The organism is Massilia sp. Root351 (assembly GCF_001425045.1).
Taxonomy (GTDB): Bacteria; Pseudomonadota; Gammaproteobacteria; order Burkholderiales; family Burkholderiaceae_D; genus Rugamonas.
Window position 1 is genome coordinate 59,771 of sequence record NZ_LMDJ01000023.1, and the last position, 26,455, is coordinate 86,225.

The following is a 26,455-nucleotide window of genomic DNA, read 5'->3' on the forward strand; positions in this document are numbered from 1 at the left end:
CTTGTTTTGCCGGGCGCATGCTGCCCCGTTACTACTTAAGACTAGCGAACGCGAAGCTTCCTCAAGCAAAACCGCAAACACGCAAAAACATGATTAATTGCGCCGGGCGGGCCTATACAACTTCACTTTCGGTGGTGCCGTATGGTTGAATGACCAGCCCCGAATCGATCATCAAGGCTAGCCACATGCGTCCGATTTCCCTTTCCCGCCGCCGTCTCATGCTCACCGCCGCAGCGGCAGGCGCAGCGCTGGCCCTGCCGGCCGGCGCCGGCGCTGCGGGCCGCCGCGATGATCGGGGGGAGGGCACCGGGCGCATGGGGCGAGTCGAACCCATTGATCGCCAAGCGCTGGTCGGCAGGCACAACCCGGTTCTGACCGGCGTTGACCCGTCCGCGCCGCTCATGCTGGGCAACGGCAGTATCGGTTTCACGGCGGACATCACCGGCCTGCAGACCTTCACCGAGCCATACAGCAAGATCGCGCCGCTGCTGACGCAGGCGCAGTGGGCCTGGCACAGCTTCCCCAACCCGGAGGGCTACACCGTCCGCGACACGCAGGTCGAGATCGAGGTGCGCGGCCGTACGCGCCGCTATGGCTACATCAAGGACTGGGCCGACGCCGCCAAGAACCCGGCGGTGGCATGGATCAGGGAGAATCCGCACCGTTTCTCGCTGGGCCGCGTGGCGCTGGACCTGCGCGCGAAGGACGGTTCGCCGGCGCGCTTCGCCGATATCCGCGATGCGCGCCAGGAGCTGGACATGTGGCGGGGAACGCTGACCAGCCGCTTCGTCTACGACGGTGAAGCGGTCACCGTCGTCACCCGCGTGCTGCCCGGGCAGGACACCGTGATGGCCGATGTGCGTTCCGCGCTGATAGGGCAGGGCCGCCTGGGCGTCGCCGTGCGCTTTCCGGGCGTGTCCAGGAATCTCAATCCGGATCCTTCGGACTGGGCGAATCCAGCCTCCCACACCACAACCGAGCTGCCGCGCGTGGCCGGCGAGGTGCGCCTGCGGCGCCGCATCGACGGCACCGCCTACCACGTCGCCATCGCCGCACCGGGTTCCGGCATCGAAAAGACGGACATCCATGCTTACCGGGTCGGCGCGAAAGGGAACACGCTGGCGGTCATGGTGCAGTTCTCGCCGGAGGCCGGCGCCGCCATGCCCAGCCCAAGGGCGGCGGCGGGGTGGACCACGCGCCACTGGATCAACTACTGGGTTCAAGGCGGCATGGTCGATTTCTCCGGCTCGGCCGATCCGCGCGCGGTGGAGCTGGAGCGCCGCGTAATCCTGTCGCAATACCTGATGAAGGTGAACGCCGCCGGCAGTTTCGCGCCGCAGGAAGAGGGCTTGTTCTCCAACAGCTGGAACGGCAAGTCGCACTTGGAGATGCATCCCTGGCATGCGGCGCACTTTGCACTGTGGGGCAGGCCGCAGCTGCTGGAGAAGAGCCTGGGCTGGTACGTCGGTTTCCTGCCGAAGGCGAAGGCGCGCGCCACGGAACAAGGCCTGCAGGGCGCCTGGTGGCCCAAGATGATAGGCCCGGATGGCGTGGACAGCCCATCGAAGGTATCGCCCTTCATCATGTGGCAGCAGCCGCACCCCATCTACATGAGCGAGTTGCTGTACCGGGCAGGCGGCGCCGGAGAAGGCGGCAAGCGGGTGCTGCAAGCCTACGCCGCGCTGGTGGAGGAAAGCGCTGCGCTGCTGGCGTCCTACGCGCATCTGGATGAGCAAAGCGGCAAGATGCGCCTCGGTCCGCCCGTCATCCCGGTGCAGGAGAACTTCCCGCCGCTGGCAACGTTTGATCCGACGTTCGAACTGGCCTACTACCGTTGGGGCATCGAAACCGCCCAGGCCTGGCGCGAGCGTGCCGGCAAGGCCCGCCGGGACGACTGGGATGCGGTGCTGGCCAAGTGGCCGGAGCTGCCGCAAACGGACGGCCTTTACCTGCCTGTGCGCTCCGAGCCCGGCTTCTGGGAAAAGGCAGCCGGCGCCTGCAAGTCGAATGCGCTGGAAGAGGCATGCCAGAACCGCGACCACATGTCCTTCCTGATGCCGCTGGGCTGGTTGCCCGGCCGCGATGTGGACAAGGCCACCATGCGCCGCACCTTTGACCGCATGAAGCGCGACTGGGATCTGCGCCAGACCTGGGGCTGGGACTACCCGATGATGGCAATGACCGCCGCGCGCCTCGGCGCGCCGGAAGAAGCCATCAATTGGCTATTCTTCGAGGCGAAGAACAACCAGTTCGGCAAGAGCGGCATGACGCCGCGGGTACACCTGGACGCGCATGCCGCCGCCTTCGTGCCGACCGCCACCGGCGCCGGCGCCGAAGCCGATCCGCAGGCAGGGGCCGGACCGGATGGCCCGGGCTACCAGCGCGCCGCGGAGGCCTACTTCCCTTCCAACGGCGGACTGCTGCTGGCGGTTGCGCTGATGGCCGGCGGCTGGGACGGGCAGGCCGGCCCCGCCCCCGGCTTCCCCCAAAACGGCTGGAAGGTCAGGGCCGAAGGCATACTGCCGTCACTTTGACAGGGTTTCGTTGACGGTCTTGCCGTTGATCGTCACGTTCGTCAGGACCACGTTCTGCGCATGGTGCAAAAATACCGGCTGGCCGGCGTGGCGCACCGTTCCAAAGTCGCAGTTGGTGAAGGAAATGTTCGTCACCGGCAGGATCGCGCTCCCCGCCTGTCCGTTGAAACTGGATGCGACCGGGCCGAGTATCACGACTGCCTGGTAGCACGAATAGTCGCCATCGGCCATCTTCACCGTTCCGGCACGCAGGTTCGAAATGTGCACCTCCGACACGCTGGGCGGCCGGATGCGCACGGCATCGTCGCCGGCCGCGTAGTTGCAGTCGATGGTGACGATGGCGCCGCCGCCCGTCGCCAGCCCCTTGAGCGGGTTGGTCGGGTCCTGTTTGCCGCGCCGGTCGCGCGCGTCCACGCCGTTCGGCAGCTGCACATCCCGCACATACAAATGGCGCAGGAAGCCGCCCCGGTTCATATTGGTCTTGAGCCGTATCGCCGTGCCCAGCGGATCGCTGGCCCAGTGCGCGTTGCGGAACTCGATGTTCTGCGCGTACACGTATTCGATCCCGGCAGCCATCTCGCTGCCCAGTGTCACGCCGCCGTGGCCGCTGTTCATGATGCAGTTCTGGATCACCACGTTGCGCGTGGGGCCGAACTGCGTATCCCGGTTCTTGCCGGACTTGATGGCGATGCAGTCGTCGCCCGTGTTGAAAGTGCAGCCGTCCACCAGCACGGTGTCGCACGACTCGGGGTCGAAACCATCGTTGTTCGGTCCCTTGCTCTGCATGTTCACCCTGCTGATGCGGAGGTAGCGGCAGTTCACCGGATGGTGCAGCCAGAACGGCGAAGCGACCGCCTGATAGCCTTCCATCACCACGTCGCTGCAGCCGATGAACTCCACCAGGCAGGGCCGCAAGTGGTGGCCGATACCGAACGTTCGCCGCGCCAGCGGCACCCCGGCCTCGGACAGCGCCGGCAGGTAGCGGGTGTCGCCGTTCCAGCGCGGGTGCTCGCCCTGGATCAGCCTGCGCTGCTCGGCGCTCAGTCCCGGCGCCACTGCCTCCAGCGGTAAATTGAGCGGGTTGACGGTGGCGGCGGACACCTCTTCGCCCTTGCGGTCGACCCAGCCCCACCACGAGCCGCCGCCGGACTCGAACGGTACGCCGGCCTGGCCGTTGAGCACACTGGTCCAGTCGGCGCCGGTCAGTGCAATGTTGTGCTGGTTGTAGGCGTACACCAGCGGCGAATAGTTCAGCACGTCGTTGCCCTGCCAGCGCGAGATCACCAGTTTGCCGCGCTCGCCGCAGTCGATGTCGCCGTACTTGGCGTAGTCGAGCGGATTGGCGCTGAAGTACACCTGCGCGCCGGAAGCGAGGTGCACGTGCACGTTCGAACGCAGCACGATGGGTCCCTTGCAGTACCAGTTCCCGGCCGGGATCAGCACGCGGCCGCCGCCCTTCCGGTGGCAGGCCGCGATGGCGGCCGCGATGGCCGGGTAGCAGTCGGGCGATCCCGGCGCCGGGGTCTGCACGTCCCACTGTTCCTTGCGCCAGGTGGACTTGGCCGCCACCAGCTGGCTGGACCTGGCGCCGTAGGCTGTGATGGGAAAGTCCTGCTTGCGGAAGTCCAGGGGCCTGGCGCAGCGCGCGGCGATATCGGCCGCGCGCTGCCATGGATCGGTGCCGGCGCGCGCCCGCGAGAAAGGGGCGGCGGCGCCGGCGCTGGCCGCCAGGGCGCTGGCTTTGCGCAGGAACAGGCGGCGGTGCGGATGGGTGGCTTGGCTCATGGCGGCTCACATGGTGCGGAAAGTGGCGCCAACCATGATGCGGCGCCCGGAGTAGTTCAGGTCCAGCAGGTTGGGCGTGCCGTCCGCGAACGGGGCGTACTGGCCCTGGCTGTTGGAGGTGGTGTTATTGGTCAGGTTGCGGCCTTCGATGAAGAATTCCACGTTCGGCCGCCAACGGTAGGACAGCTTGGCGTCGATGTAGCGGGTGGCGTCCTTGAAGTTCGGCGAGCCAGGGTTGTAAGGGAAGCCCACCCGCACCGGCGCCGCGTTCGGGTAGTTGTTTACGCCCGCCGCGTTGCACGAGGCGATGCAGGTGAAGGAAGCCGCCACCGCTTGCACGGCCACGCGGGCTGCCAGCTTGCCGTCGTCGTACCAGAGCGCCCAGTTGTAGGTGTACCTGGACTCGCGCGCCGGCGGCAACGGCGTGCCGGTCAGCAGGTCGACGATGTTCTCATTGCTGGCCTTGGAACGCTGCTTGCTGTAGTTGGCGTCCATGCCGGTATAGCGCAGCAGTGAAGGCAGGAAGGTAAAGGCGGTCTTGGTGGTCAGTTCCAGGCCGGTGCGGCTGGTGGCCGCGCCGTTCATCCAGGTGGAATAGTCGAACAGCACGTCGGCCAGCGGTATGCCGGTGGCCGGGTCGACCATGTCGGTGCCGGCGAACAGCGGCACCTGCGATACGCCTTGCGGAATTGCCGGGCCCACCTTGCCGCGCTGCCTGAACACGGATGCGCTGAACATGGTGTCGCGGTTCGGATAGTACTCCAGCGCGAAGTCCTGGTTCAGGTTTTGCTGCGCCTTCAGCAGCGGGTTGCCGATGGTGCCGGAGCAGCGCTGGAACACTTCGTTCTCGTCCTCGCGGCGTTCGTCGAAGGTGCAGGTACCCGACGGCAGCAGGCGCGATACAGGCGGGCGCGCCACGGTCTTGGCGACGTTGTAGCGCGCCACCAGCTTGTCCGGCACCATCCACAGGGCCAGGTTCAGGCTGGGCAGCACGTCGTTGGAGGTGGCGTCGGTGCGCGTGGCTTGCGAAACCCGGGTGGTGACGGTGCCGCCGGGTGCGTCGCGGTTGAACGGGTCGTAGGTGGGCGTCTTGGTGATGGCGACAAAGGTCATCATGCCGGTGCCTTCGACCTGGGTGCGCACGTAGCGTACGCCGGCGTTGCCTTCCAGTTCCCAGCCGAAGGGCAGGGCGCGGTTGGTAAAAGGCACGCGGTCCACGCTGAAGTCGCCCATCAGGTAGAACGCGGAAGTACGCTCCTTGAGCTGCGCGTAGGGCTGGTCGTAGACCTGGCCGTCGCTGGCCTTGCAGCGCTTGACGCAGTCGAAGTTGGCGTTCGGGATGCCGGTCAGCGCGAACACCTTTTCCACGTCGATCTGGGTCCAGTTGTCCATCAGGCCTTCCGGGCGGTCCTTGGCGCCGTGGAAGAACTGGGTGGGCGTTGCCTGCAGCACCATGGTTTGCTTGAGCAGGTCGAGGAACTGCGGCATGGTCATGACGGCCGAGCTGTCGAAGGCCTGGCGCGTGTTGTCCTTCATGATCAGGCCGTACTGGCACTTGTTGCCGCCCGGAGCGAGGGAGCCGGGCGTGTCCTGGCAGCCGTACAGCGTGCTGCGCAGGGTGGGCGAGGGCAGCACCAGCGGCGCCTTGTAGCCGGGCTGGCCGAAGGTGCCCACCGGATCACGCAGGATGTAGCCGCCGTTGTTGATGGTCCAGCTGTCGCTGCCGGTGTCGCGCAGGTTGAAGCCGGACTTCACGCGCTTGAGGAAGGGCACCGACTCCGGTATCGCGTAGCTGACATCGAGCTTGGCCGTGCGCTCACCGCTTTCGCGGATCTGCGGCTCCCACGTGACGTTGGGCGACGAGGTCACGGCCTGCTGCTGCGCCGCCGTGTAGGCCGGGATCGGCTTCGAATTGTAGGGGCCGGGGTTGACCGCCGAGCTGGCGCCGTTCGGATACAGCTGGGCGAAGCGGTCGAAGCTCTGCTCCTTGACCGGGTCCACGCCGGGGAAGGTGTAGCCCCACAAGCCGTTCGACAGCAGCTTGGCGGTGGCCGGGCCGTAGTAGTCGATGAAGGACAGGCGCTTGGCGCCGCGCCGGAAGTCCGAACCCGCATCGCCCACGAAGAACTCTGCGGTCAGCCCGCCGCGCTTGAACGTGCCGCCCAGCTGCAGGTATTTGGCGGTGGTCAGGCCGATGTCGTGCAGCTGGTCGGTGCGGGCCGCGCCGGCCAGGAAGGTGTACTGCGTCACGTGGTGGGCTGCATCGACCGTGACCGAGCCGGGCACCGTGTTCGGCTGGCCGTTGGCCATGGCCAGGTTGCCCAGGCTGTAGGCCAGCTGGTTGATGTCGTTGTGGCGCTTGTTGTAGCTGCCTTTCGCGTACACGGTGAGCTCGTCGTTCACCTTGAAGTCGGCCCGCAGGTCGAGGTTCTTGCGGCGGTCGATCTCGCGCTTGACCAGGTAACGCGGGCCCGACGGCGTGTAGTCGTTCCACTGGTTCAGGCAGGTAGTCAGCTCGTTGTTGCGCTGGTTCTGCGCGGCGGTGCGGGCGGCCGACGCAATGGTGTTCAGCTGGGCGGCGCTCAGTGCCGGGAACGCCGCGGCGCAGTCGGCCTTGGTGCGGGCCGCGGCGGAACGGGTGACGATGTCGATCGGGCTGCCCGAGTTGAAGAAGCCGCCGCCGACCAGCGGCGATTGCAGCAGCGGATTGGTGGCCACGGTGTCGGCCGTGTTGACCGTGCCGGGCTGGAAGGTGAAGGTCTTCTCCGGCGAGTTGTCGAAGTCGTGCAGGCGGAAGTAGCCCTGGTTGCCGTTGCCCGCCGCCTGCGCCGAGTGCCCTTCGTTGAGCAGCGTGGTGGTGGACGCGTTGAGCAGCAGGCCGAGGCGGCCATCCAGGAACTTGTCGGCCAGGATCAGGTTCGCGTCCGGCTCCCACTTCTTGTTCAGCGAATGCTGGGTGGCGCCCAGGCGCAGCGAGGCGTAGGGCTTCTTGAAATCCAGGCCGGTGCGGGTCTTGATGATGATGCTGCCGCCCAACGCGCCTTCCGTCATATCGGCGGTGGAGCCCTTCACCACGTCCACGCTCTTGATCAGGTCGGCCGACAGCTGGCGGAATTCGACCGCGCGGCCGTCGCCGCCGCCGTTCATGTCGGAGCCGCCGGCCGACTGCACGCCCTGGCCGTCCAGCTCCACCCGCGTCAGTTCCGGGCCGTTGCCGCGCACCGCCACGCTCACCCCTTCGCCGAACTCGCCGCGGTCGAGCGCGATGCCGGCCATGCGCGAGATGGCCTCGCCGATGTTGCGGTCCGGGAGCGAGCCCACGTCTTCGGCCACGATGGAGTCGGTGGCGGTGGCGGCGTTCTTCTTGCGCTCGATGCTTGACTGCTGCGATGCCCGCGTGCCCACCACCAGCACCTGCTTGACCTCGTCCTTGGCCGCGCCGGCGGCGGCCGGCGGAAGCTTTGCGGGGTCTGCTGCGGCCTGGGCCTGCGCGTCCGTCAGCGGTGCGCCCATCATCAGCACGGCGGCCGATACGGCGACGCAGGTGGCCTTGCGCTGGCTGGGGGGAGTGTTTTTCGTCATGGTCTGGTCCGATATTTTCGAGTCGCTGGTTAGGTTTCCAGGTGACGCAGGCGAGCGCCTGAGTATCACCACGGTGCCGCTGGAGCCAACCCTGCCTACCAGATCGGTGCACATCAACAGCCTGTCCACCGCCTCGGAAATACCAAACGCGCCCGCCAGTGCGTTGGTGCTCACGCCTTCCAGGATATCGGCCGACGTCAAGATGTTGATGCCGGCCTGCCGCGCGAATTCCGGAATGGAGTCCGTCGCAACGCCGGCCGGAATATTGAACGGCCGGGCCGATTCCTGCGCAGCGGAACTGCCCGCATGAGCTGCCAGACTGACGGCCAGCATGACGCCGGCCGCATTAGCGCAATGGTGCATAGAGAACATGCACATCTCCTCTTTCTGATTGGCGGAACTATGCTGCTCCGTTAATACTAAAGACTGCCGGCGCAGGCGGCTTCCTCAAGCTGCCTGGATGGAAAACCTAAACACTCAGAAATATGATCGGACCTAGCGCGAGCCGGCGTTGTCGGCCTGCCCGATGAGTATCGTGTCCGCAGTGATGGTGATGGGCACGGCCAGCACGGTGCTGACGTCCTTGGCGAACAGCTCCGGCGCGTCCAGCTTGTACTGGCCGAACAGGCGCTTGCCGGCCAGCGCCGCGTCGACGATGACGATGGTCTTCGGGCTGTAGCGGTTGAAGTCGGCGACGGCGTCGCCCAGGGTCTGGTTCTTCAGTATCAAATTGCCCTCTCGCCAGGCCAGTTTCCGGTTCACTTCGGAAGGCTGGCGGGTTATGGAAATGGCGCTGGCCTGCGGCTCGAGAAAAGCGCGTTCCCCAGCCGCCAGCAGGCGCCGTTGCGCGGTGCGGTCCTTGCTCCATACTTCCACCGTGCCTTCCGTCACCAGCACTTCGGTGCCGCGCGCAAAGCGCCGCACGGCGAAAGCGGTGCCGACGGCGCGCACGCGCGCGTCCCCGGCTTCGACGATGAAAGGCTTGGTCTTGTCCTTGGCCACTTCAAACCACGCTTCGCCCTGTTGCAGGTTGATCTTGCGCCGGGTCCGCGTGAACTCCACCTCGATGCGGCTGCTGCCGTTGATGGTGGCAATCGACTTGTCCTGCAGCGGCACTTTGCGGAATTCGCCTTTCGCCGTGGTCAATACGGTGTCTTGCCGGACAGCCGAAAAGCTCAGCGTGCCGACCGCCGCGACCAGGCAGGCCGCAAGCGCAACGCGCTGGAGCAGGCCGCGCCGGGTGCTGGCCGGTTCGGCGGCAAGCGGTTGCGGCGCCGTTGCGAGATTGATCGCGTTGCAGATCGCCATGGCCCGTACATACGCGCCCTGATGCCGCGTATCGGCCGCGTACCACGCGTCGAACTGTGCGCTCTCGGCGTCGCTCAGGCCGCGCGCCATTTTGCGCGCTACCCACTCGAAGGCTTGGTTATCAATCGTTGACATTGCTTTTGACGTTGTTTTCCCTGGCTGCCCGCTTTCTTGCGACGAATCTGGCGTCTCCGGTTTCCTGATGCACGCCATGCCTGGCAATCATTTCCGACATCAAGCGCATACCCTTCATCATTTCGTGTTCCACCACGCCGTCGGTCAGTCCCAGCGTTTCCGCCGTCTCCTGCTGCGACAGGCCGTGTATCCTGCGCGCCCGGAACACGTTCTTGCAGCGGTCCGGCATGTTGGCCACCAGGCCGATTACCCATTTCAGCTCCGAACGCGCGAACACCACGCGCTCGGGGGAGGGCGCGGTGTCGGCAATATCCAGGTCTTCCAGGTTGGCGATGGTCTCTATCTGCACCACCGAGTCGCGCTTGATGCGGTCGAGGACGATGTTCTTGGCGGCCCGGAACACGAACGGCTTGGGGTCGCGCACATGGTCCAGGCTGGCCATCGACAGTATCCGGTAGCAGGTTTCCTGCACCACGTCGTCGATCTCGGCGGGTCCCGTGCACACGCGGCGCAGCATCCTGCGCAATTCGGCCTCGTGAGGCAGGAAATGTATTGTCAGCCAGTCAACTACTTCGGTGTGCATAAGCTCGCTCATTCGTGCCCCCCTATTGCTTAAGACGAGCACGCAAGCTTACTCCTCAACAATTCTTGATTGACCCTCCATTCAATCAACCGGATGAGCGTTTCACGATCCGGCTCGGCACGCGCTGGATCGGTCCGCCACACCGGGCCATGGCGCACCCGGCGTGGCGCGCGCAGCGATGGCGGCGCCTATTTGCGCAGGGTGCCGGAAGCGATGCCGCTGGCGGCGCCGGCGGCTGCGCGCACCGCCGCATCGTCAATCGCCGGCAGCTGCGCGGCCTTTAGCGGCGTGTTGGCCGGACCATGCAGCACCGCGCCGTCGGTGGCGAAGCGCGAGGCGTGGCAGGGGCAATCCCAGGAGCGCTCCACCGAATTCCAGTGCACCTGGCAGCCGAGATGGGTGCACCTCGCCGACACCGCATGCAGGCCGCCTTCGTCATCGCGGTAAACCGCCAGCTTGGCCGCGCCGTCGCGCACGATGGCGCCTTGTCCGGGCGGAATCTCGGCGGCCGATTCGACCTCGCCCCCTTTCATCCAGTCGGCGTACTGGGACACGGTGTTGGCCTGTTCCCTGGCGAATTCGCCCAGTCCGTGCGTGGCCTTGCGGGCCGGATCGTACAGCGCGATCCAGGGATTCGCGCGCCGCATCACCATGTCGCGGATGATCATGGCACCGATAGCCGTGTGCGTCATGCCGTTGCCCGAATCGCCGGTGATGATGTAGACGCTGTCGCTGTCGAGCGGGTTGCGGCCGAGGAAGGCCAGGCCGTCCGCCGGCTCCATCACTTCGCCGGACCAGCGGTATTCCACCGACAGCGCCATCGGGAAGCGGGAGCGCGTCCATTGTTCGAGCTCGGCGAAGCAGTGTTCGGGATGCCAGTCCTGGCCGACCTTGTGGTCCGCACCGCCGACCAGCAGCAGCTCGTGGCTGGGCCGGTGCCACAGGCTGTGCAGGCGGATGTAGTGGTAGGGGCTTCCGGTGTCCCACAGCAAGATGCGCGGCACGCTGCCCGCCGGCACCAGGGCGCCGATCACGTAGCTGCGGTAGCCGGCTTGCTTGGTGTGCATCACCACCCGGTTGTTGAACGGCGTGTTGGTCGCCACCACCACCACGCCGGCCAGGATGCGGCCATGCGGCGTGCTGATGCGCTGGCCGTGGTCGGTCTGTTCGACCTGCAAGGCGGGCGTACGGGCATAAATGCCGGCCCCGTTGCGGGCCAGGCAGCCCGCCAAGCCCACCAGGTATTGCACCGGGTGGAACTGCGCCTGGGCATGATAGCGGACGCAAGGCCCGGTATCGAACGGCAGGCCCGGCACGCGGTCGCCCAGGCCGGCCTGCACGCCGGCGCGCACGGCCGCCTGGACTTCCGCCGCGAGGTCTTTTTCCTTGCCGCCCGGCAGGTTGAACAAATAGCCGTCCAGGCGTTCGAAGCCGCACTCGATGGCTTCGCGGGCAACAATTTCCTCGACCAGCCGGATCGCCCGCCCGTAGCTGTCGGCAACCAGCCTGGACTGCCTGGCGCCGAACTTCTCCTCAATGCCGGCATACCATTCATCGGGCGGGAAAAAGTGGGCGGTGGTCCTGCCGCTTTCGCCCGCGCCCACGCCCAGCGCGTCGATCACGGTAACCCGCTTGCCTTCCTTCATCAGCAGATAGGCCGTGGTCAGGCCGGCAATGCCGGCGCCGATCACGCACACGTCGGTGTCGAGGTCGCCGGGCAGCGGTGGATAGTTGAGCTCGGATGCATCGTCCATCCAGACCGATGACGAGCGCCCATTGGTGGTGAAAGTCATGATGGCTCCTTTCGTTAGTTGACCGGGCCAGCCATCAGTGTGCGCGCACTGCGGAAATCGCGCAGCAAGCCAGCTCCGAATCGAATCATGCTGCGCTGCGGGCCGCAACAAAACACGCCCTGGCACTTCGGCTTGTCGCAAATTGCGAAGTCGCCGTCGTGAATTGGCAATGCCGTTTCTTTCCCCGAGCCCTACTATTCCCTCACGTTGACCGGCCCGCCATGCATGGTCCGGCAGCGCCCACCACATACCAATAACGAGGGGGAGACACAAGCATGACCAAGGCACAACATCCCGTTGCGAAGACCGCGCTGGCTGCGGCCCTGTGCGCCATCGGCGCCATCGGCGGCGTCCGGGCCGGCGAACTGGAGACCGGCAATCCGGATCTGGCGATGCGCTGGGATAACACCGTCAAGTACAACTACGGACACCGTCTGAACAGCCAGGAGGGGGCCATCCTCAAGTCGGCCAACTACGACGACGGCGACCGCAACTTCAACAAGGGCACGGTGTCCAGCCGGGTCGACCTGCTGAGCGAGTTCGACGTGGTCTACCAGCGGCGCATGGGCTTGCGCGTGTCGGCCGCAGGCTGGTACGACCGCGCCTACCGCCGGCTGGACAACACCAACCCCGCCTCGTCCAACCACCTGGAGAACGGCAAACCGGCCGTCGGCCTGTCCCGGTACGCCAGGCGCTACCACGGCGGCGCCTCCGGCGAGGTGCTGGACGCCTTCGTCTTCGCCGGCTTCGACGCAGGCGACATGCCGGTCAACCTGAAGCTGGGCCGCCACACGCTGTTCTGGGGCGAGAGCCTCAGCTCGCCGGTGCACGGCATCAGCTTCGGCCAGTCGCCGGTGGACTTCATCAAGGCCTATTCGGTGCCCGGTTCGGACGCCAAGGAACTGTTCCTGCCGCGCGCGGCCGCCTCGGTACAGATGTCGCCCAGCACGCAACTGAGCCTGGCGGCGCAATACTTCCTGGACTGGAAGCCGGCCCGCATGCCGGAATCGGGCTCCTTCCTGGGCTTCTTCGACTACGCCTTCCAGGGCGCGGAGAGCTTCAATCTCGGCCCGCTCGGTCCGGCCGCGCAGCGCCAGGGCGACAGCGAACCGAAGAAGTCGGGCGACTGGGGCGTGTCGGCGCGCTGGAGCCCGGCCTGGCTGGACGGCACCGTGGGCGTCTACGCGCGCCGCACCTCGGACATGCTGCCACAGGCTAACCTGCGCCTGGCCGGCCTGCCGGCCGCGCTGTTCGGTCCCAGCGGCGCGGCCTTGTGCACCGCCGCCATCCCGGGTGCGGCCGTGGCTGGCGGCAACTGCTTGTTCTACCCGGCGGCGCTGGGCGCCACCAGCCGCTACCAGCTGGAGTATGCGAACGGCATCGGCGTGTACGGCCTGTCGCTGTCCAAGAGCGTGGCCGGCGTGTCGCTGGGCGCCGACCTGTCCTACCGCACCGGCATGCCGCTGTACAGCACCCCGGCGCTGCTGATGCCGGTGGGGACCAGTCCGGCCATCCTGGCCGCGCTGAACGCCAAGGTGGGCGGCGCCGTGGTGGTGGCGGCGGGCGCGCTGCCGCAGCGCGGCGAGGCGAGCGGCGCGCGCGGCAACACCTGGCACGGCGCGCTGAACCTGATCGGCACCATGGCGCAGACGCCGCTGTCGGACGCGCTGACCTGGAACGCCGAAATGGTGTGGAGCCGGCTGGGCAGCATCAGCCAGGGCGCCGCCTTCTACCGCGGCCGCGCCAGCTACACCGGGATCGACAAGCCGGGCAAGGACTACGTGGGCCTGACGGTAAACGTGTCGCCGACCTGGTTCCAGGTGCTGCCGGGCCTGGACCTGAGCATGCCGCTCAGCTATGGGCGCGGCCTGTCGGGCAACTCGCAGGTGCAGGCCGGCGGCAACAAGGACGCCGGCAGCCTGAGCGTGGGCCTGGCCTTCGACTTGCGCCAGAAGTACCGCTTCGACATCAAGTACGTGGACTTCTTCGGCCCGGTCGCCACCGATCCGGCGAGCGGCGCCATCACCTCGAATGCGGGCGTGACGGCGCTGCTGCGCGACCGCGGCTTCCTGGCCGCCACCTTCAAGACCACTTTCTAAAAAAGACAACAGGAGACACTATGAACATGCATCGAACCGCATTGGCGGCAGCGCTGGCTGCGCTGCTGGCCGGAAACGCCGCGCTAGCGGCAGTCACGCCCGAGGAAGCCAGGCAGCTGGGCGCGGCGCTGACCGCCGTGGGGGCCGAGAAGGCCGGCAACAAGGACGGCACCATACCCGAGTACACCGGCGGCCTGGGTGCGCCGCCGGCCGGCTACGTCAAGGGCAGCGGCTTCCGTCCCGACCCGTACGCGGCCGACAAGCCGCGCCTGAGCATCACCGGCAAGGACATGCACGGCATGGAAGACAAGCTGACCGCCGGCGCGCGCGAGCTGCTCAAGCGCTTCCCCGGCTTCCGCGTCGACGTCTATCCGACCCGCCGTCCGGTGACCCTGCCCAAGGCGCTGCTGGAGAACACCGCCAGGAACGCCGTCACGGCGCGCTCGGTGGATGGCGGCGTGGGCGTGGAGGGCGCGCTGGCGGGCGTGCCGTTCCCGATCCCGAAAACCGGCAACGAGGTGATGTGGAACCACCTGCTGCGCTACCAGGGCCAGGCCTTCACCACCAAATTTGAATCGTGGAACGTGGACGCGTCCGGCGTGCCCAGCCTGGCCACCATGGGCGAGATTTCGGAAGAGTTCCCGCTGGCCGACCCGAAGATCACCGAGCCGGCCAAGCAGGGCGACGTGTTCTTCCGCACCCGCCTGGCCTACCTGGCGCCGGCCCGCCGCGCCGGCGAGGCGCTGATGGCCTTCGACGCGGTCAATCCGGCGGTGCAGCCGCGCCGCGTGTGGCAATACCTGCCGGGCCAGCGGCGCGTCAAGCTGGCGCCGGACGTGGCCTACGATACCCCGAACCCGGGTTCGGCCGGCGCCTCCACCTACGACGACGCCTGGGTCTTCAACGGCGCGCTGGACCGCTACGACTTCAAGCTGGTGGGCAAGAAGGAAATGATCGTGCCGTACAACCAGTACAAGCTGTTCGGCCACAAGGAAGTGGGCGAGATCGTCAAGCCGGGCCACCTGAACCCGGACTTCGTGCGCTGGGAACTGCACCGCGTATGGGTGGTGGAAGCAGTGCTCAAGCCGGGCAAGCGCCATATCTACAGCAAGCGCGTGTTCTACATCGACGAGGACAGCTGGGTGGCGCTGGCTTCGGACCAGTACGATGCGCGCGGCCAGCTGTACCGCGCTTCGTTCGACCACATGGTGTACGCCTACGACGTGCAGGCGACCTACACCGGCAACCACGTGATCTACGACTTCATCAGCGGGGCCTACAACCTGACCGGCATGTCCGGACCGCACGGCGGCCTGAAATACATCGATCCGCTCAAGCCGTCGCAATGGTCGGCCGAGTCGCTGTCGGGCGCCGGCGTACGCTGAACCCGGCCGCAGTCCACCGAGACCAGCGCCGTCCCGCGCCAGCGGGGCGGCAGCGCCACTTTTTCGAGATCACACCATGAAACAGATTGCCCGGAACGTCCGCCGCGCGTGCGCCTGCGCCTGCGCCGCCATCCTGCTGCAAGGCGCGCACGCCGCACCGGCCTTTATCGATCCGCTCGACGCGCCGGCCGTGCCCTCGCCGCTGGCGCAGCGCGCTCCCGTCAACGGCCTGGCCGCAGCAGGCCAGCGCCTGGTGGCGGCCGGCCAGCGCGGCCACATCCTGTATTCGGATGACCGCGGCGCCACCTGGCGCCAGGCGCGGGTGCCGGTATCGGCCGACCTGACCGCTATCGCCTTCGTCGGATCGCTGCAGGGCTGGGCCGTGGGCCACGATGGCGTGGTGCTGCACAGCGCCGACGCCGGCGCCAGCTGGACGCGCCAGGCCGACGGCCGCGCGGACCCGCAAGGGCAGGGCCGGCCGCTGCTGGGCGTCTGGTTCGACGATGACCGCAACGGCATGGCGGTGGGCGCCTTCGGCCTGGCGCTGTGCACTGACGACGGCGGCGCGCGGTGGCGCCATTGCGAAGACTTGCTGGACAACCCGAATGGCCTGCACCTGAACGCCGTGCGCCGCGTCGGTGGCGCCGTCTACATCGCCGGCGAACAGGGCCTGCTGCTCAAGCGTGGCGCGGATGGCCGCTTTGCGGCGCTGCCGTCGCCCTACAAAGGCAGTTTCTTCGGCTTGGCGGGCAAGGGCACCACGGTGCTGGCCTTTGGCTTGCGCGGCAATGCCTACGCCAGCGGCGACGGCGGCCAGAACTGGCGCCGCGCGCAGACCGGCGTGCAAACCGGTCTGACGGCGGGCGCCGTGCTAAACGACGGCGCGCTGCTGCTGCTAAGCCAGGCCGGCCACGTGCTGCGCAGCGCCGACGGCGGCGCCACCTTCGCGCCGGTGAGGCAGGATAGGCCGGCGCCGGCGGCCGCGGCGCTGGCGTTGCCGGACGGGCGCGTGCTGGTGGGCGGGCCGCGCGGCCTGCAGGTGCAGGCGGCCCACTAAGAGCCCCGGAAACAACAGCCGGCTGCGCAGCGCGCAAGCCGGCAACTGGAGACAACTATGTATATGGGCAATAGCGGCATCGGCGACATGCCGGTGATCCGCAAGCTGGAAGACTTTAACCCCCGCTCGGGCAGCCTGCTGGAGCGGCTGGTGTTCAACCGGCGCATGGCGATGGTGATACTGTGCGTGCTGGCCACGCTGGTGCTGGGCTGGCTGGCCGCGACGCGGCTCACGCTTAACGCCAGCTTCGAGCGCATGCTGCCGCAAAGCCATCCCTACATCAAGAACTACCTGGACAACAAGCAGGAGCTGCGCGGCCTGGGCAACGCGCTGCGCGTGGTGGTGGAGAATCCGCGCGGCGACATCTTCGACGCGGCCTACCTGGACACGCTGCGCCAGATCAACGACGCGCTCTTCCTCACGCCCGGCGTGGACCGCGCCTGGGTCAAGTCGATGTGGACGCCGTCGGTGCGCTGGAACGAAGTGACCGAGGAGGGCTACGCCGGCGGCTCGGTGATGCCGGATAATTACGACGGCTCGCCGCGCAGCGTCGAACAGTTACGCACCAACATCGCGCGCTCCGGCATCGTCGGCGGCCTGGTGGGCAACAACTACCGGTCCACCATGGTCTTCGTGCCGCTGCTGGACAAGGACCCGGTGAGCGGCAAGGCCATCGACTACGGCCGGCTGACGGCTGCGGTGGATGCGCTGATGCGCAAGTACGAGCAGGGACCGGCTGCGGTGCGCGTCCACGTGATCGGCTTCGCGCGCCTGGTGGGCGAGCTGCTGTCGGGCATGCGCCAGGTGCTGGCCTACTTCGGCATGGCCGCGCTGATTGCCACGGCCGTCATCTACGGCTACACGCGCTGCGTGCGCTCCACCGCGCTGGTGGTGGCCTGCTCGCTGGTGGCCGTGGTGTGGCAGCTGGGACTGGTGGCCGCGCTTGGCTTCGAACTCGATCCCTTCTCCATCCTGGTGCCATTCCTGGTGTTCGCCATCGGCGTGTCGCACGGCGCGCAGAAAATGAACGGCATCATGCAGGACGTGGGGCGCGGCACCCACCTGCAGGTGGCCGCGCGCTACACTTTCCGCCGCCTGTTCCTGGCCGGCCTGACGGCGCTGCTGGCCGACGCCGTCGGTTTCGCCGTGCTGATGGCCATCGACATTCCCGTCATCCGCGACCTGGCGCTGGCCGCATCGATCGGCGTGGCGGTGCTCATCTTCACCAACCTGCTGCTGTTGCCGGTGCTGCTCTCCTGCATCGGCGTGTCGGCCCGCTCGGCCCAGCGCAGCCTGCAGACCGAAGCGGAGGGCGCAGGCGGCCTGTGGGCGGCGCTGGCCAGCTTTACCGGCAAGAAGCGCGCATCCATCGCCGTGGGCGCGGCGGTGGCGCTGGCGGCCGGCGGCCTGGCCGTGTCCAGCCGCCTGCAGGTGGGCGACCTCGATCCGGGCGCGCCGGAGCTGCGCGCCGATTCGCGCTACAACCGCGACAACGCCTACATCACGGCCAATTACTCGCTGTCGTCCGACCAGTTCGCGGTGATGCTGAAAACGCCGAAGGAGAAATGCCTGGACTGGCAGAGTCTGGTCGAGGCCGACCGCCTGGGCTGGACGCTGCAGCAGGTGCCCGGCGTGCAGACCACCGTGTCGCTGGCCGACGCGGTGCGCCAGATCACGGCCGGCGCCTCGGAGGGCAGCCCGAAATGGCTGACGCTGTCGCGCGACCAGAATGTGCTGAACTACGGGGCCCAGCAGGCCTCCACCAGCAATCCCGACCTGTTCAACCGTTCCTGCTCGCTGATGCCGGTGATCGCCTACCTGTCCGACCACAAGGCCGGCACGCTGGAGAAGGTGGTGGCGGCGGCCGACGGCTTCGCCAAGGCGCATTCCACGCCGGAGCGCCAATTCCTGCTGGCGGCCGGCAGCGCCGGCATCGAAGCGGCCACCAACATCGTGGTCAGGGAAGCCAACGCCAAAATGCTGCTGTACGTGTACGCCGCCGTCACCGTGCTGTGCTTCATCACTTTCCGCAGCTGGCGCGCCACCTTGGTGGCGGTGCTGCCGCTGGTGCTGACCTCCATCCTGTGCGAGGCGCTGATGGTGGCGCTGGGCATGGGCGTGAAGGTGGCCACTTTGCCGGTGATCGCGCTGGGCGTGGGCATCGGCATCGATTATGCGCTGTACCTGGTATCGGTGCAGCTGGCGCAGCAGCGGCAGGGCGCCTCCCTGGCCCAGGCCTACCGCCACGCGCTGCAGTTCACCGGCAAGGTGGTGGCGCTGGTGGGCGTGACGCTGGCCGCCGGCGTGGTGTGCTGGGCCTGGTCGCCGATCAAGTTCCAGGCCGACATGGGCATCCTGCTGACGTTCATGTTCGCGCTGAACATGGTGGGTGCCCTGGTGCTGGTCCCGGCGCTGTCGTACTTCCTGCTGAAGCGGGTGAAGTGATGGGCACGCAGCGCGCACGGCCGAGCCGGCTCGCGCAGCTGGAACAGCGCCTGCGCGCCGACATCGATGCCTTGCGTGCGTCCGGCCTGTCCTTCAACGCCATTGCGGCGGTGCTGAACCGGCGCGGTATTCCCGGGCTGCAGGGGGGACGCTGGTACGCCGCCACGGTGCGGCGCGCGCTGAATTCGCCGCCGCAGCCGGCCACGGCTTTCAATTGAGATCAACCGGAGAATATGGATATGCTAGGAAATATGCAACAACAGCCCCTGCTCGTGTCGTCGCTGATCGAGCACGCGGCACGCAACCATCCGCGTGCCGAACTCGTCTCGCGCAGCAGCGAAGGCCCGCTGCATCGCACCAGTTACGGCGCCGTGGCGCAGCGCGCCAGGCAGGCGGCCAATGCGCTGGTGCGCATGGGGATCAAGCCCGGCGACCGCGTCGCCACGCTGGCCTGGAATGGCTATCGCCACATGGAGCTGTACTACGCGGTGGCCGGCATGGGGGCGGTGCTGCACACCGTGAACCCGCGCCTGTTTGCCGAGCAGCTCGAGTACATCGTCAACCACGCGGACGACGAGGTGGTGTTCTTCGACATCGGGTTCGCGCCGCTGCTCGAGCAGCTGGCCCCCAGGCTGCCAAACGTGAAATGCTACGTGGCCATGACGGACCGCCAGCACATGCCTTCCTGCGTGCTGCCCAAGCTGCTGTGCTACGAAGAGTGGATGGGCGCTGAAAGCGCCGACTACGAGTGGCCGATGCTGCCGGAAGACAGCGCCTGCGCGCTGTGCTACACCTCCGGCACCACCGGCAACCCCAAGGGCGTGCTGTATTCGCACCGTTCGACGGTGCTGCACGCCATGGCCGCCTGCACGGTGGACGGCATGGGCCTGGGCGCGGCCGAGACGGCGCTGGTGGTGGTGCCCATGTTCCACGTCAACGCCTGGGGCATGCCGTACGCGGGGGCCATGTGCGGCGCCAAGCTGGTGTTTCCCGGGCCGGCGCTGGACGGCGCCAGCGTGTATGCGCTGCTGCGCGACGAGGGCGTGACCCTGGCGCTGGGCGTGCCCACCGTGTGGCTGGCCCTGTTCCGCCACGTGGAGCAGGAGAAGCTGCGGCCGCGCGCCGAGCTGCTGCTGGGCCGCGTGCTGATCGGCGGCTCGGCCGCGCCGGGCGCCATGATCGCCACCTTTGCCGAAGTGTTCGGGGCCGAGGTGATCCACGCCTGGGGCATGACGGAGCTGTCGCCCTTGGGCGCGGTGTGCCGCCTGCTGCCGCGCCATGCGGCGCTGGGCCCGGCCGGGAAAATGAGGCTGCGCGAGAAGCAGGGCCGCGCCGTGTTCGGCGTGGCCATGAAGATCGTCGACGACGAGGACCGGGAACTGGCGCGCGACGGCAAGGCTTCCGGCCGCCTGCTGGTGCGCGGACCCTGGGTGGCCGCCGGCTACTACCGCGGCGACGGCGGGGAGGTGCTGGACGCGGACGGCTGGTTCGATACCGGCGACGTGGCCACCATCGACCCGGACGGCTATATGCACATCACCGACCGCGCCAAGGACGTGATCAAGTCCGGCGGCGAGTGGATCTCGTCGATCGACCTGGAGAACGCGGCCATGGGCCACCCGGCGGTGGCCGAGGCGGCCGTGATCGGCGTGGCGCACGAGAAGTGGCAGGAACGGCCGCTGCTGGTGGTGGTGCTGAAAGCCGGCGCCCAGGCCAGCGGCGCCGAACTGCGCGCTCACCTGGAGGGCAAGGTGGCCAGCTGGTGGCTGCCGGACGACGTGCAGTTCGTCGAACAGTTGCCGCATACGGCCACCGGCAAGCTGCAGAAGATGAAGCTGCGCGAGATGTTCCGCGACTACCGCCTGCCGGCCTGAGGAGAGGGCGATGACCAAGGAGAAAGCGGTTTTGCTGATCGTTCCAGGCCTGCGCGACCATGTGCGGGAACACTGGCAGAGCTTGCTGCAGCAGCAGGTGGCGGGAGCGCGCTCGGTGCCGCCGCTGACCGAGAACGCGCTCTGCCTGCAGGCCCGGGTGGAGGCGATTTCTGCCCAGCTGGCGCAAATCGATGGCCCGGTGGTGCTGGTGGCGCACAGCGCCGGCGTGCTGATGGTGGTGCACTGGGCTGCGCGGCACGGCAGCGCGGGCGGCAAGGTGCGCGGCGCGCTGCTCGCCACGCCGCCCGACCTGGGGGCGGACTGGCCGGCCAAATATCCCAGCCCGGCCACGCTGGCGGAACAAGGCTGGTCGCCTTTGCCGATGCAGCCGTTGCCTTTCCCCTGCATCGTGGCCGCCAGCAGCAATGATCCGCTGGCCAGGCTGGATGCGGTGCGGGAGATGGCGGCGGCATGGGGCGGCGAGCTGGTGGCGCTGGGCGAGGCCGGGCACCTGAATCCGGCATCGGGCTATGGCCCGTGGCCGCGCGCCAGGGAGCTGGTGGCGCGCCTGTCGTAAAAAGCGAAGCCGCTGTCGCCGCATGCGACGCGCAAGGCTGACCCCGGCGTTATATTGATATCACGGAACCAGACCAAAGCAGAAAGAACCAGAGGAGAGCAGGATGGCAAAGGCAGTAAGGTTTTATTCCCCGGGCGGACCGGAAGTACTCAAGCTGGAACAGCTCGACGTGGGCGATCCCGGCCCCGGCCAGGTGCGGGTGCGCCACGTGGCGGTGGGCCTGAACTACGCGGACACCTACTTCCGCAACGGCACTTATCCGGTGCCGACGCCGAACGGCATCGGCGTGGAAGCGTCCGGCGTGGTGACGGCGCTGGGCGAGGGCGTTACCGGCCTGGCGCCGGGCGACCGCGTCACCTATACCGGTTTCCTGAATACGCTGGGCGCCTACTGCTCCGAGCGTGTCATCGCCGCCGCGCCGCTGATCAAGCTGCCCGACACCATTGCCTTTGAAACGGCGGCCGCCATGACCATGCGCGGCCTGACCTCGGCCTACCTGATGCGCCGCATCTACGACTTCAAGCCTGGCCAAACCATCCTGCTGCACGCGGCGGCCGGCGGCGTGGGGCTGATCGTGGCGCAATGGGCCAGGCTGCTCGGCCTGAACGTGATCGGCACCGTGGGCAGCGCGGCCAAGGCTGAGATCGCGCGGGCCCACGGCTGCGCCCACAGCATCGACTACAGCCGCGAGGACGTGGCCGGCCGTGTGCGCGAGCTGACCAATGGCGAAGGGGTGCACGTGGTGTTCGACTCGGTCGGCAAGGACACCTTCATGGGTTCGGTGGATTCGCTGCGCCGGCGCGGCCTGCTGGTGTGCGTCGGCACCGCTTCCGGCCCGGTGCCGCCGTTCGATCCCATCCTGCTGGCGCAAAAGGGTTCGCTGTTCGTCACGCGCCCGGCGCTGGCCGACTACATCGCCGATCCGCAGGAAAAGGCGGCGCTGGCCGCGGAGGTGTTCGGCCTGGTGGGAGAAGGAAAAATCCGCATCGAGATCAACCAGCGCTATGCTCTGGAAGAGGCGGTGCAGGCGCACCGCGACCTGGAAGCGCGCAAGACCACGGGATCGTCCATCTTCCTCATCTAAGGAGCTGCGATGCAAGTTGAACAACTCACCTGCAGCATCGGCGCCGAACTGACCGGCGTGAGCCTGGTGGACGCGATCCACGACGACGGGCTGTTCGCCGAAATCCGCAGCCAGCTGCTGCGCCACCGCGTGCTGTTCCTGCGCAAGCAGGACTTCACGCGCGCCGAACACGTGGCGTTCGCGCGCCGCTTCGGCGAGCTGGAGGACCACCCGGTGGCCGGCAGCGATCCGGAGCATCCGGGCCTGGTGCGCATCTACAAGTCGCCGCAGCAGCCTGCCGACCGCTATGAAAACGCCTGGCATGCCGACGGCACCTGGCGCAACGCCCCGGCCTTCGGCGCCGTGCTGCGCTGTGTCGAGTGCCCGCCGGTGGGCGGCGACACCATGTGGGCCAACATGGTGCTGGCCTACGAGAGGCTGCCGCAGGACGTGAAGCTGAAGATCGAAGGCCTGCGCGCCCGCCACAGCATCGAGGCCAGCTTCGGCGCGGTGATGCCGATCGAGAAACGCCATGCACTGAAGGCGCAGTTCCCGGACGCCGAGCATCCGGTGGTGCGGATACACCCCGAGACGGGGGAAAAGATCCTGTTCGTGAATGCCTTCGCCACCCATATCAGCAACTACCATACCCCGGAGCGCGTGCGCTACGGCCAGGACGCCAGCCCGGGCGCCGCGCAGCTGCTCAATTACCTGATCAGCCAGGCCTGCATCCCCGAGTACCAGGTGCGCTGGCGCTGGCAGCCGGGCAGCGTGGCGATCTGGGACAACCGCTCGACCCAGCATTACGCGGTGATGGACTACCCGCCGTGCCACCGCAAGATGGAACGGGCGGGCATCATCGGCGACATCCCCTACTAAATACAGAAGAACAACCAGGAGCACAGCATGCAATTTCTCGACGATTCCCTGCACCCCGAGAACCAGGACAAAGTAGTCATCACCACCGCGCCATACGGCCCGGAATGGGCGCCGGAAGACTTCCCCGAAGACATCCCGGTGACGATGGAAGAACAGGTCCAGAAGGCGGTGGACTGCTATAACGCCGGCGCCACCGTGCTGCACCTGCACGTGCGCGAACTGGACGGCAAGGGCAGCAAGCGCCTGTCCAAGTTCAATGAGCTCATCGCCGGCGTGCGCGCCCGCGTGCCCGATATGATTATCCAGGTGGGCGGTTCGATCTCCTTCGCGCCGGAGGACGACGGCCAGGCCGCCAAGTGGCTGAGCGACGACACCCGCCACATGCTGGCCGAGCTCGACCCGAAGCCGGACCAGGTGACGGTGGCCATCAACACCACCCAGATGAACATCATGGAGCTGCTGTATCCGGAGTACCTGGAAGGCACCTCGCTCGCTTCGCCGATGATGCACGCGGCCTACAGCGAAATGACGGTGCCGGCCGGACCGGCCTGGGTGGCCGAGCACCTGAAGCGCCTGCAGGCATCCGGCATCCAGCCGCATTTCCAGCTGACCGGCATGCACGCGCTGGAAACGCTGGACCGCCTGGTGCGCAAGGGCGTCTACACCGGTCCGCTGAACCTGACCTGGATCGGCATCGGCGGCGGCTTCGACGGCCCCAATCCGTTCAACTTCATGGACTTCCTGCGCCGCGCGCCGGACGGCGCCTGCATCACGGCCGAATCCCTGCTGAAGAACGTACTGCCGTTTAACATGATGGCCATGGCCATGGGCTTCCACCCGCGTTGCGGCACCGAAGACACGCTGATCGGCCAGCACGGCCAGCGCATGACGTCGGTGCAGCAGATCGAGCAGTGCGTGCGCGTGGCGCATGAACTGGGGCGCGAGATCGCCTCCGGCAAGGAAGCGCGCGAGATCTACCGCATCGGCGTGCAGTACAAAGATGCGGAGGAAACCCTGCGCATGAACGGCATGGCCCCCAACCGGGCGCGCGGCCAGAAGAACGTGCCGCTGCGCACCTGACTGGAACAGCCATGGCCTACGCCTCTCCATTGCCCGATCTTCAGGCCGACCAAGCGGCACCGCTGCCGCGCGCTTTCGCCTGGACCGTGTTCGCGCTCACCTTCGGACTGCTGATTTCCGACTACATGTCGCGCCAGGTGCTCAACGCCGTGTTCCCGCTGCTGAAGCTGGAATGGCAGCTGAGCGACGCCCGCCTGGGACTGCTCAGCGGCATCGTCGCGCTGATGGTCGGCCTGCTGACATTCCCGCTGTCGCTGCTGGCCGACCGCTGGGGCAGGGTCAAGAGCCTGGTGCTGATGGCGGCGCTGTGGAGCCTGGCCACGCTGGGCTGCGCGCTGGCGCGGGACTATCAGCAGATGTTCGTGGCGCGCTTCCTGGTCGGCGTGGGCGAGGCGGCATACGGCAGCGTCGGCATCGCCGTGGTGCTGTCGGTGTTCCCGCGCAATATGCGGGCCACGCTGTCGGGCGCCTTCATGGCCGGCGGCATGTTCGGCTCGGTACTGGGGATGGCGCTGGGCGGCGCCATCGCGGCCCAGGTAGGCTGGCGCTGGGCCTTTGCCGCCATGGCGCTGTTCGGCCTGGTGCTGGCGGCCGTGTACCCGCTGGTGGTGCGGCCCGCGCGCATGGGGCGCGCCGGGGCGCGGGCGGCGGCCGCCGCCCGGCCGCCGCTGGCGCACCTGTTCCGGGGCCGCGCGCTGCGCGCCGCCTACGTCGGCAGCGGCCTGCAGCTGTTTGCCGGCGGCGCCTGCATCGTCTGGATGCCCAGTTTCCTGAACCGCTATTATGGGCTGGACGCCGGCCGGGCCGGCGCCGGCGCCGCCGTGCTGGTGCTGGCCGCCGGCGCCGGCATGATCCTGTGCGGCATGCTGAGCGACCGCATGGCGCGTGTGCAGCCGGTGCGCAAGGTGTCGCTGGCGGCCGCCTACGGCCTGGCCTCGGCCGTGCTGCTGGGCAGCGGCTTGCTGCTGCCGCCCGGCGTGCTGCAACTGGCGCTGATCGGTTGCGGCATGTTCTTCGCGGCCGGCGCCTCCGGCCCGGCCGGCGCCATGGTGGCCAACCTGACCCCGGACTCGATGCACGGCACGGCCTTCGCCACCCTGACGCTGGCAAACAACCTGATAGGCCTGGCGCCGGGTCCCTTCATCACCGGCGCGCTGGCCGACCGCCTCGGCCTGGGCCACGCCTTCCTTGTGGCCCCGTTGGCCAGCCTGGCGGCGGCCTGTGTGTTCCTGCACGCGCGCCGCTTCTACGAAAGCGAAGCGATAGCGCAGGGAGGTGCGGCATGACGCGGATATTGCGCATCGACGCCTGGTTCGATTTCATCTGCCCGTGGTGCCTGATCGGCAAGCGGCAGCTGGCCAGGGCACTGGAGATGCTGGCCGACGCTGCGCCGGAGGCGCAAGCGCAGGTGCACTGGCACGGCGTGCAGCTGCTGCCGCACATGCCGGCGCAAGGCGTGCCGTTCGCCGCGTTTTACCGGGACCGGCTGGGCAGCGCTGAAGCGGTGCGGGGGCGGCAGGCGCAGGTAATGCAGGCTGCCGGGCTAGCCGGCGTGCGGATCGACTTCGCGCGCATCGCGCTGATGCCCAACACGGCCGACGCGCACCGCCTGTTCCAGCTGGCCTGCCGGGAAGGCTCGGCGGCGCAGGCCGAGATGCTGCTGGAGCGCCTGTATGCCGCGCATTTCGTGCTTGGCGAAAGCCTGTGCGACGGCGCCGGCCTGCTGGCGCACGCGGAAGCGGCAGGCCTGCCGGCGCGCGCCATGCTGCCCGCCATACAGGGCGGCATGCGGCCGTTCCGCAACGAGCCCGGCTTCGGCCCGGCGCCGTCCGGCGTGCCGCACCTGGTGTTCGACCAGTGGCTGCAGGTGGGCGGCGCTCAGCCGGCTGAAGCGCTGCTGGCGGCCATGCAGATGGCGCTGCAGCGCGGCTGCGCGGCATGAGCGGCGTGCGCGTGCTGCTGGAGCCGCCCATGCTGCCGCCTGCGGGCGGGCGCAAGGTGCTCTCGCTGCGGGGCCACAGCATTGCGCTGTTCGAGGCCGGCGGCAGCTACCGCGCCATCGCCGACAGCTGTCCGCACCAGGGCGCGTCCCTGGCCGGCGGCACGGTGCAGGACGGTGCCGTGCAGTGCCCGGCGCACGGCCTGCGCTTCGACCTGGCCACCGGTTGCCTGCGCAATGCGCCGGCGCTGCGGGTGGCCGTTTATCCCATAGAAACAGGCCCGGACGGCGTCCATCTGATCCTGCCGGACCAGGCCTGCTGAACCGCCGCGCCGGT

The 26,455-nt window shown here is 67.9% G+C and carries 19 protein-coding genes; 14 read left to right on the top strand and 5 right to left on the bottom strand.

What is annotated here, in order from left to right:
* Positions 1-149 precede the first annotated feature (149 nt).
* Entirely contained in the window at positions 150-2,534 is a 2,385-nt protein-coding gene (locus tag ASD15_RS17500) for a hypothetical protein (protein ID WP_200953986.1), read from the top strand.
* Here the strand turns inward: ASD15_RS17500 and ASD15_RS17505 are convergent.
* From ASD15_RS17505 to ASD15_RS17525, 5 genes are all read right to left on the bottom strand, one after another.
* Positions 2,526-4,319, bottom strand: a complete 1,794-nt coding sequence (locus ASD15_RS17505) for a glycoside hydrolase family 28 protein (RefSeq protein WP_057156275.1) — start codon at positions 4,317-4,319, stop codon at positions 2,526-2,528. The genes ASD15_RS17500 and ASD15_RS17505 overlap by 9 nt on opposite strands.
* A 6-nt stretch (positions 4,320-4,325) precedes the next feature.
* Positions 4,326-8,273, bottom strand: coding sequence for a TonB-dependent receptor (locus ASD15_RS17510; RefSeq protein ID WP_229418244.1), 3,948 nt, complete (start codon positions 8,271-8,273; stop codon positions 4,326-4,328).
* 123 nt (positions 8,274-8,396) lie between these two features.
* Positions 8,397-9,344, bottom strand: a complete 948-nt coding sequence (locus tag ASD15_RS17515; protein ID WP_057156277.1) for a FecR domain-containing protein — start codon at positions 9,342-9,344, stop codon at positions 8,397-8,399.
* On the bottom strand, positions 9,331-9,939 hold the full coding sequence (locus tag ASD15_RS17520) for an RNA polymerase sigma factor (protein ID WP_229418245.1): 609 nt from the start codon (positions 9,937-9,939) through the stop codon (positions 9,331-9,333). The genes ASD15_RS17515 and ASD15_RS17520 overlap by 14 nt, the downstream gene beginning before the upstream one ends.
* Positions 9,940-10,115: 176 nt before the next feature.
* A complete protein-coding gene (locus tag ASD15_RS17525; protein WP_057156278.1) occupies positions 10,116-11,720 on the bottom strand; it encodes an FAD-dependent oxidoreductase in 1,605 nt (534 codons plus the stop codon).
* Between the two features lie 275 nt (positions 11,721-11,995).
* Between ASD15_RS17525 and ASD15_RS17530 the strand changes: the two genes are divergently transcribed.
* The 13 genes from ASD15_RS17530 (at position 11,996) to ASD15_RS17590 (ending at position 26,441) form a co-directional block, all read left to right on the top strand.
* Positions 11,996-13,819 carry a DUF1302 domain-containing protein gene (locus ASD15_RS17530; protein WP_057156279.1) on the top strand — a complete coding sequence of 608 codons (1,824 nt, stop codon included), beginning with the start codon at positions 11,996-11,998 and terminating at the stop codon, positions 13,817-13,819.
* A 20-nt stretch (positions 13,820-13,839) separates the two neighbouring features.
* Positions 13,840-15,204 carry a DUF1329 domain-containing protein gene (locus tag ASD15_RS17535; RefSeq protein WP_057156280.1) on the top strand — a complete coding sequence of 455 codons (1,365 nt, stop codon included), beginning with the start codon at positions 13,840-13,842 and terminating at the stop codon, positions 15,202-15,204.
* 76 nt (positions 15,205-15,280) lie between these two features.
* The gene (locus ASD15_RS17540; protein ID WP_057156281.1) at positions 15,281-16,261 is read left to right on the top strand and encodes a YCF48-related protein; all 981 of its coding nucleotides are present in this window, start codon (positions 15,281-15,283) and stop codon (positions 16,259-16,261) included.
* Positions 16,262-16,318: 57 nt separating this feature from the next.
* Positions 16,319-18,706, top strand: coding sequence for an RND family transporter (locus ASD15_RS17545; RefSeq protein WP_200953987.1), 2,388 nt, complete (start codon positions 16,319-16,321; stop codon positions 18,704-18,706).
* The gene (locus ASD15_RS17550; RefSeq protein WP_057156282.1) at positions 18,706-18,924 is read left to right on the top strand and encodes a recombinase family protein; all 219 of its coding nucleotides are present in this window, start codon (positions 18,706-18,708) and stop codon (positions 18,922-18,924) included. Before ASD15_RS17545 ends, ASD15_RS17550 begins: the two co-directional genes overlap by 1 nt.
* Positions 18,925-18,945: 21 nt before the next feature.
* Entirely contained in the window at positions 18,946-20,580 is a 1,635-nt protein-coding gene (locus ASD15_RS17555; RefSeq protein ID WP_057156734.1) for a 3-(methylthio)propionyl-CoA ligase, read from the top strand.
* A 10-nt stretch (positions 20,581-20,590) separates the two neighbouring features.
* A complete protein-coding gene (locus ASD15_RS17560) occupies positions 20,591-21,157 on the top strand; it encodes an alpha/beta hydrolase (RefSeq protein WP_057156283.1) in 567 nt (188 codons plus the stop codon).
* A 103-nt stretch (positions 21,158-21,260) separates the two neighbouring features.
* Positions 21,261-22,241: a quinone oxidoreductase gene (locus ASD15_RS17565; protein ID WP_057156284.1), complete on the top strand. Its 981-nt coding sequence runs from the start codon at positions 21,261-21,263 to the stop codon at positions 22,239-22,241.
* Between the two features lie 9 nt (positions 22,242-22,250).
* Complete coding sequence (locus tag ASD15_RS17570) at positions 22,251-23,099, top strand: TauD/TfdA family dioxygenase (RefSeq protein ID WP_057156285.1); 849 nt, start codon at positions 22,251-22,253, stop codon at positions 23,097-23,099.
* Between the two features lie 27 nt (positions 23,100-23,126).
* On the top strand, positions 23,127-24,179 hold the full coding sequence (locus ASD15_RS17575) for a 3-keto-5-aminohexanoate cleavage protein (RefSeq protein WP_057156286.1): 1,053 nt from the start codon (positions 23,127-23,129) through the stop codon (positions 24,177-24,179).
* Between the two features lie 11 nt (positions 24,180-24,190).
* A complete protein-coding gene (locus tag ASD15_RS17580; RefSeq protein WP_057156287.1) occupies positions 24,191-25,465 on the top strand; it encodes an MFS transporter in 1,275 nt (424 codons plus the stop codon).
* Positions 25,462-26,121 (top strand): DsbA family protein, encoded by a 660-nt coding sequence (locus ASD15_RS17585; RefSeq protein ID WP_057156288.1) that lies wholly within the window; start codon positions 25,462-25,464, stop codon positions 26,119-26,121. The genes ASD15_RS17580 and ASD15_RS17585 overlap by 4 nt, the downstream gene beginning before the upstream one ends.
* Positions 26,118-26,441, top strand: coding sequence for a Rieske 2Fe-2S domain-containing protein (locus ASD15_RS17590; protein WP_057156289.1), 324 nt, complete (start codon positions 26,118-26,120; stop codon positions 26,439-26,441). Before ASD15_RS17585 ends, ASD15_RS17590 begins: the two co-directional genes overlap by 4 nt.
* The last annotated feature ends 14 nt before the right edge of the window (positions 26,442-26,455 follow it).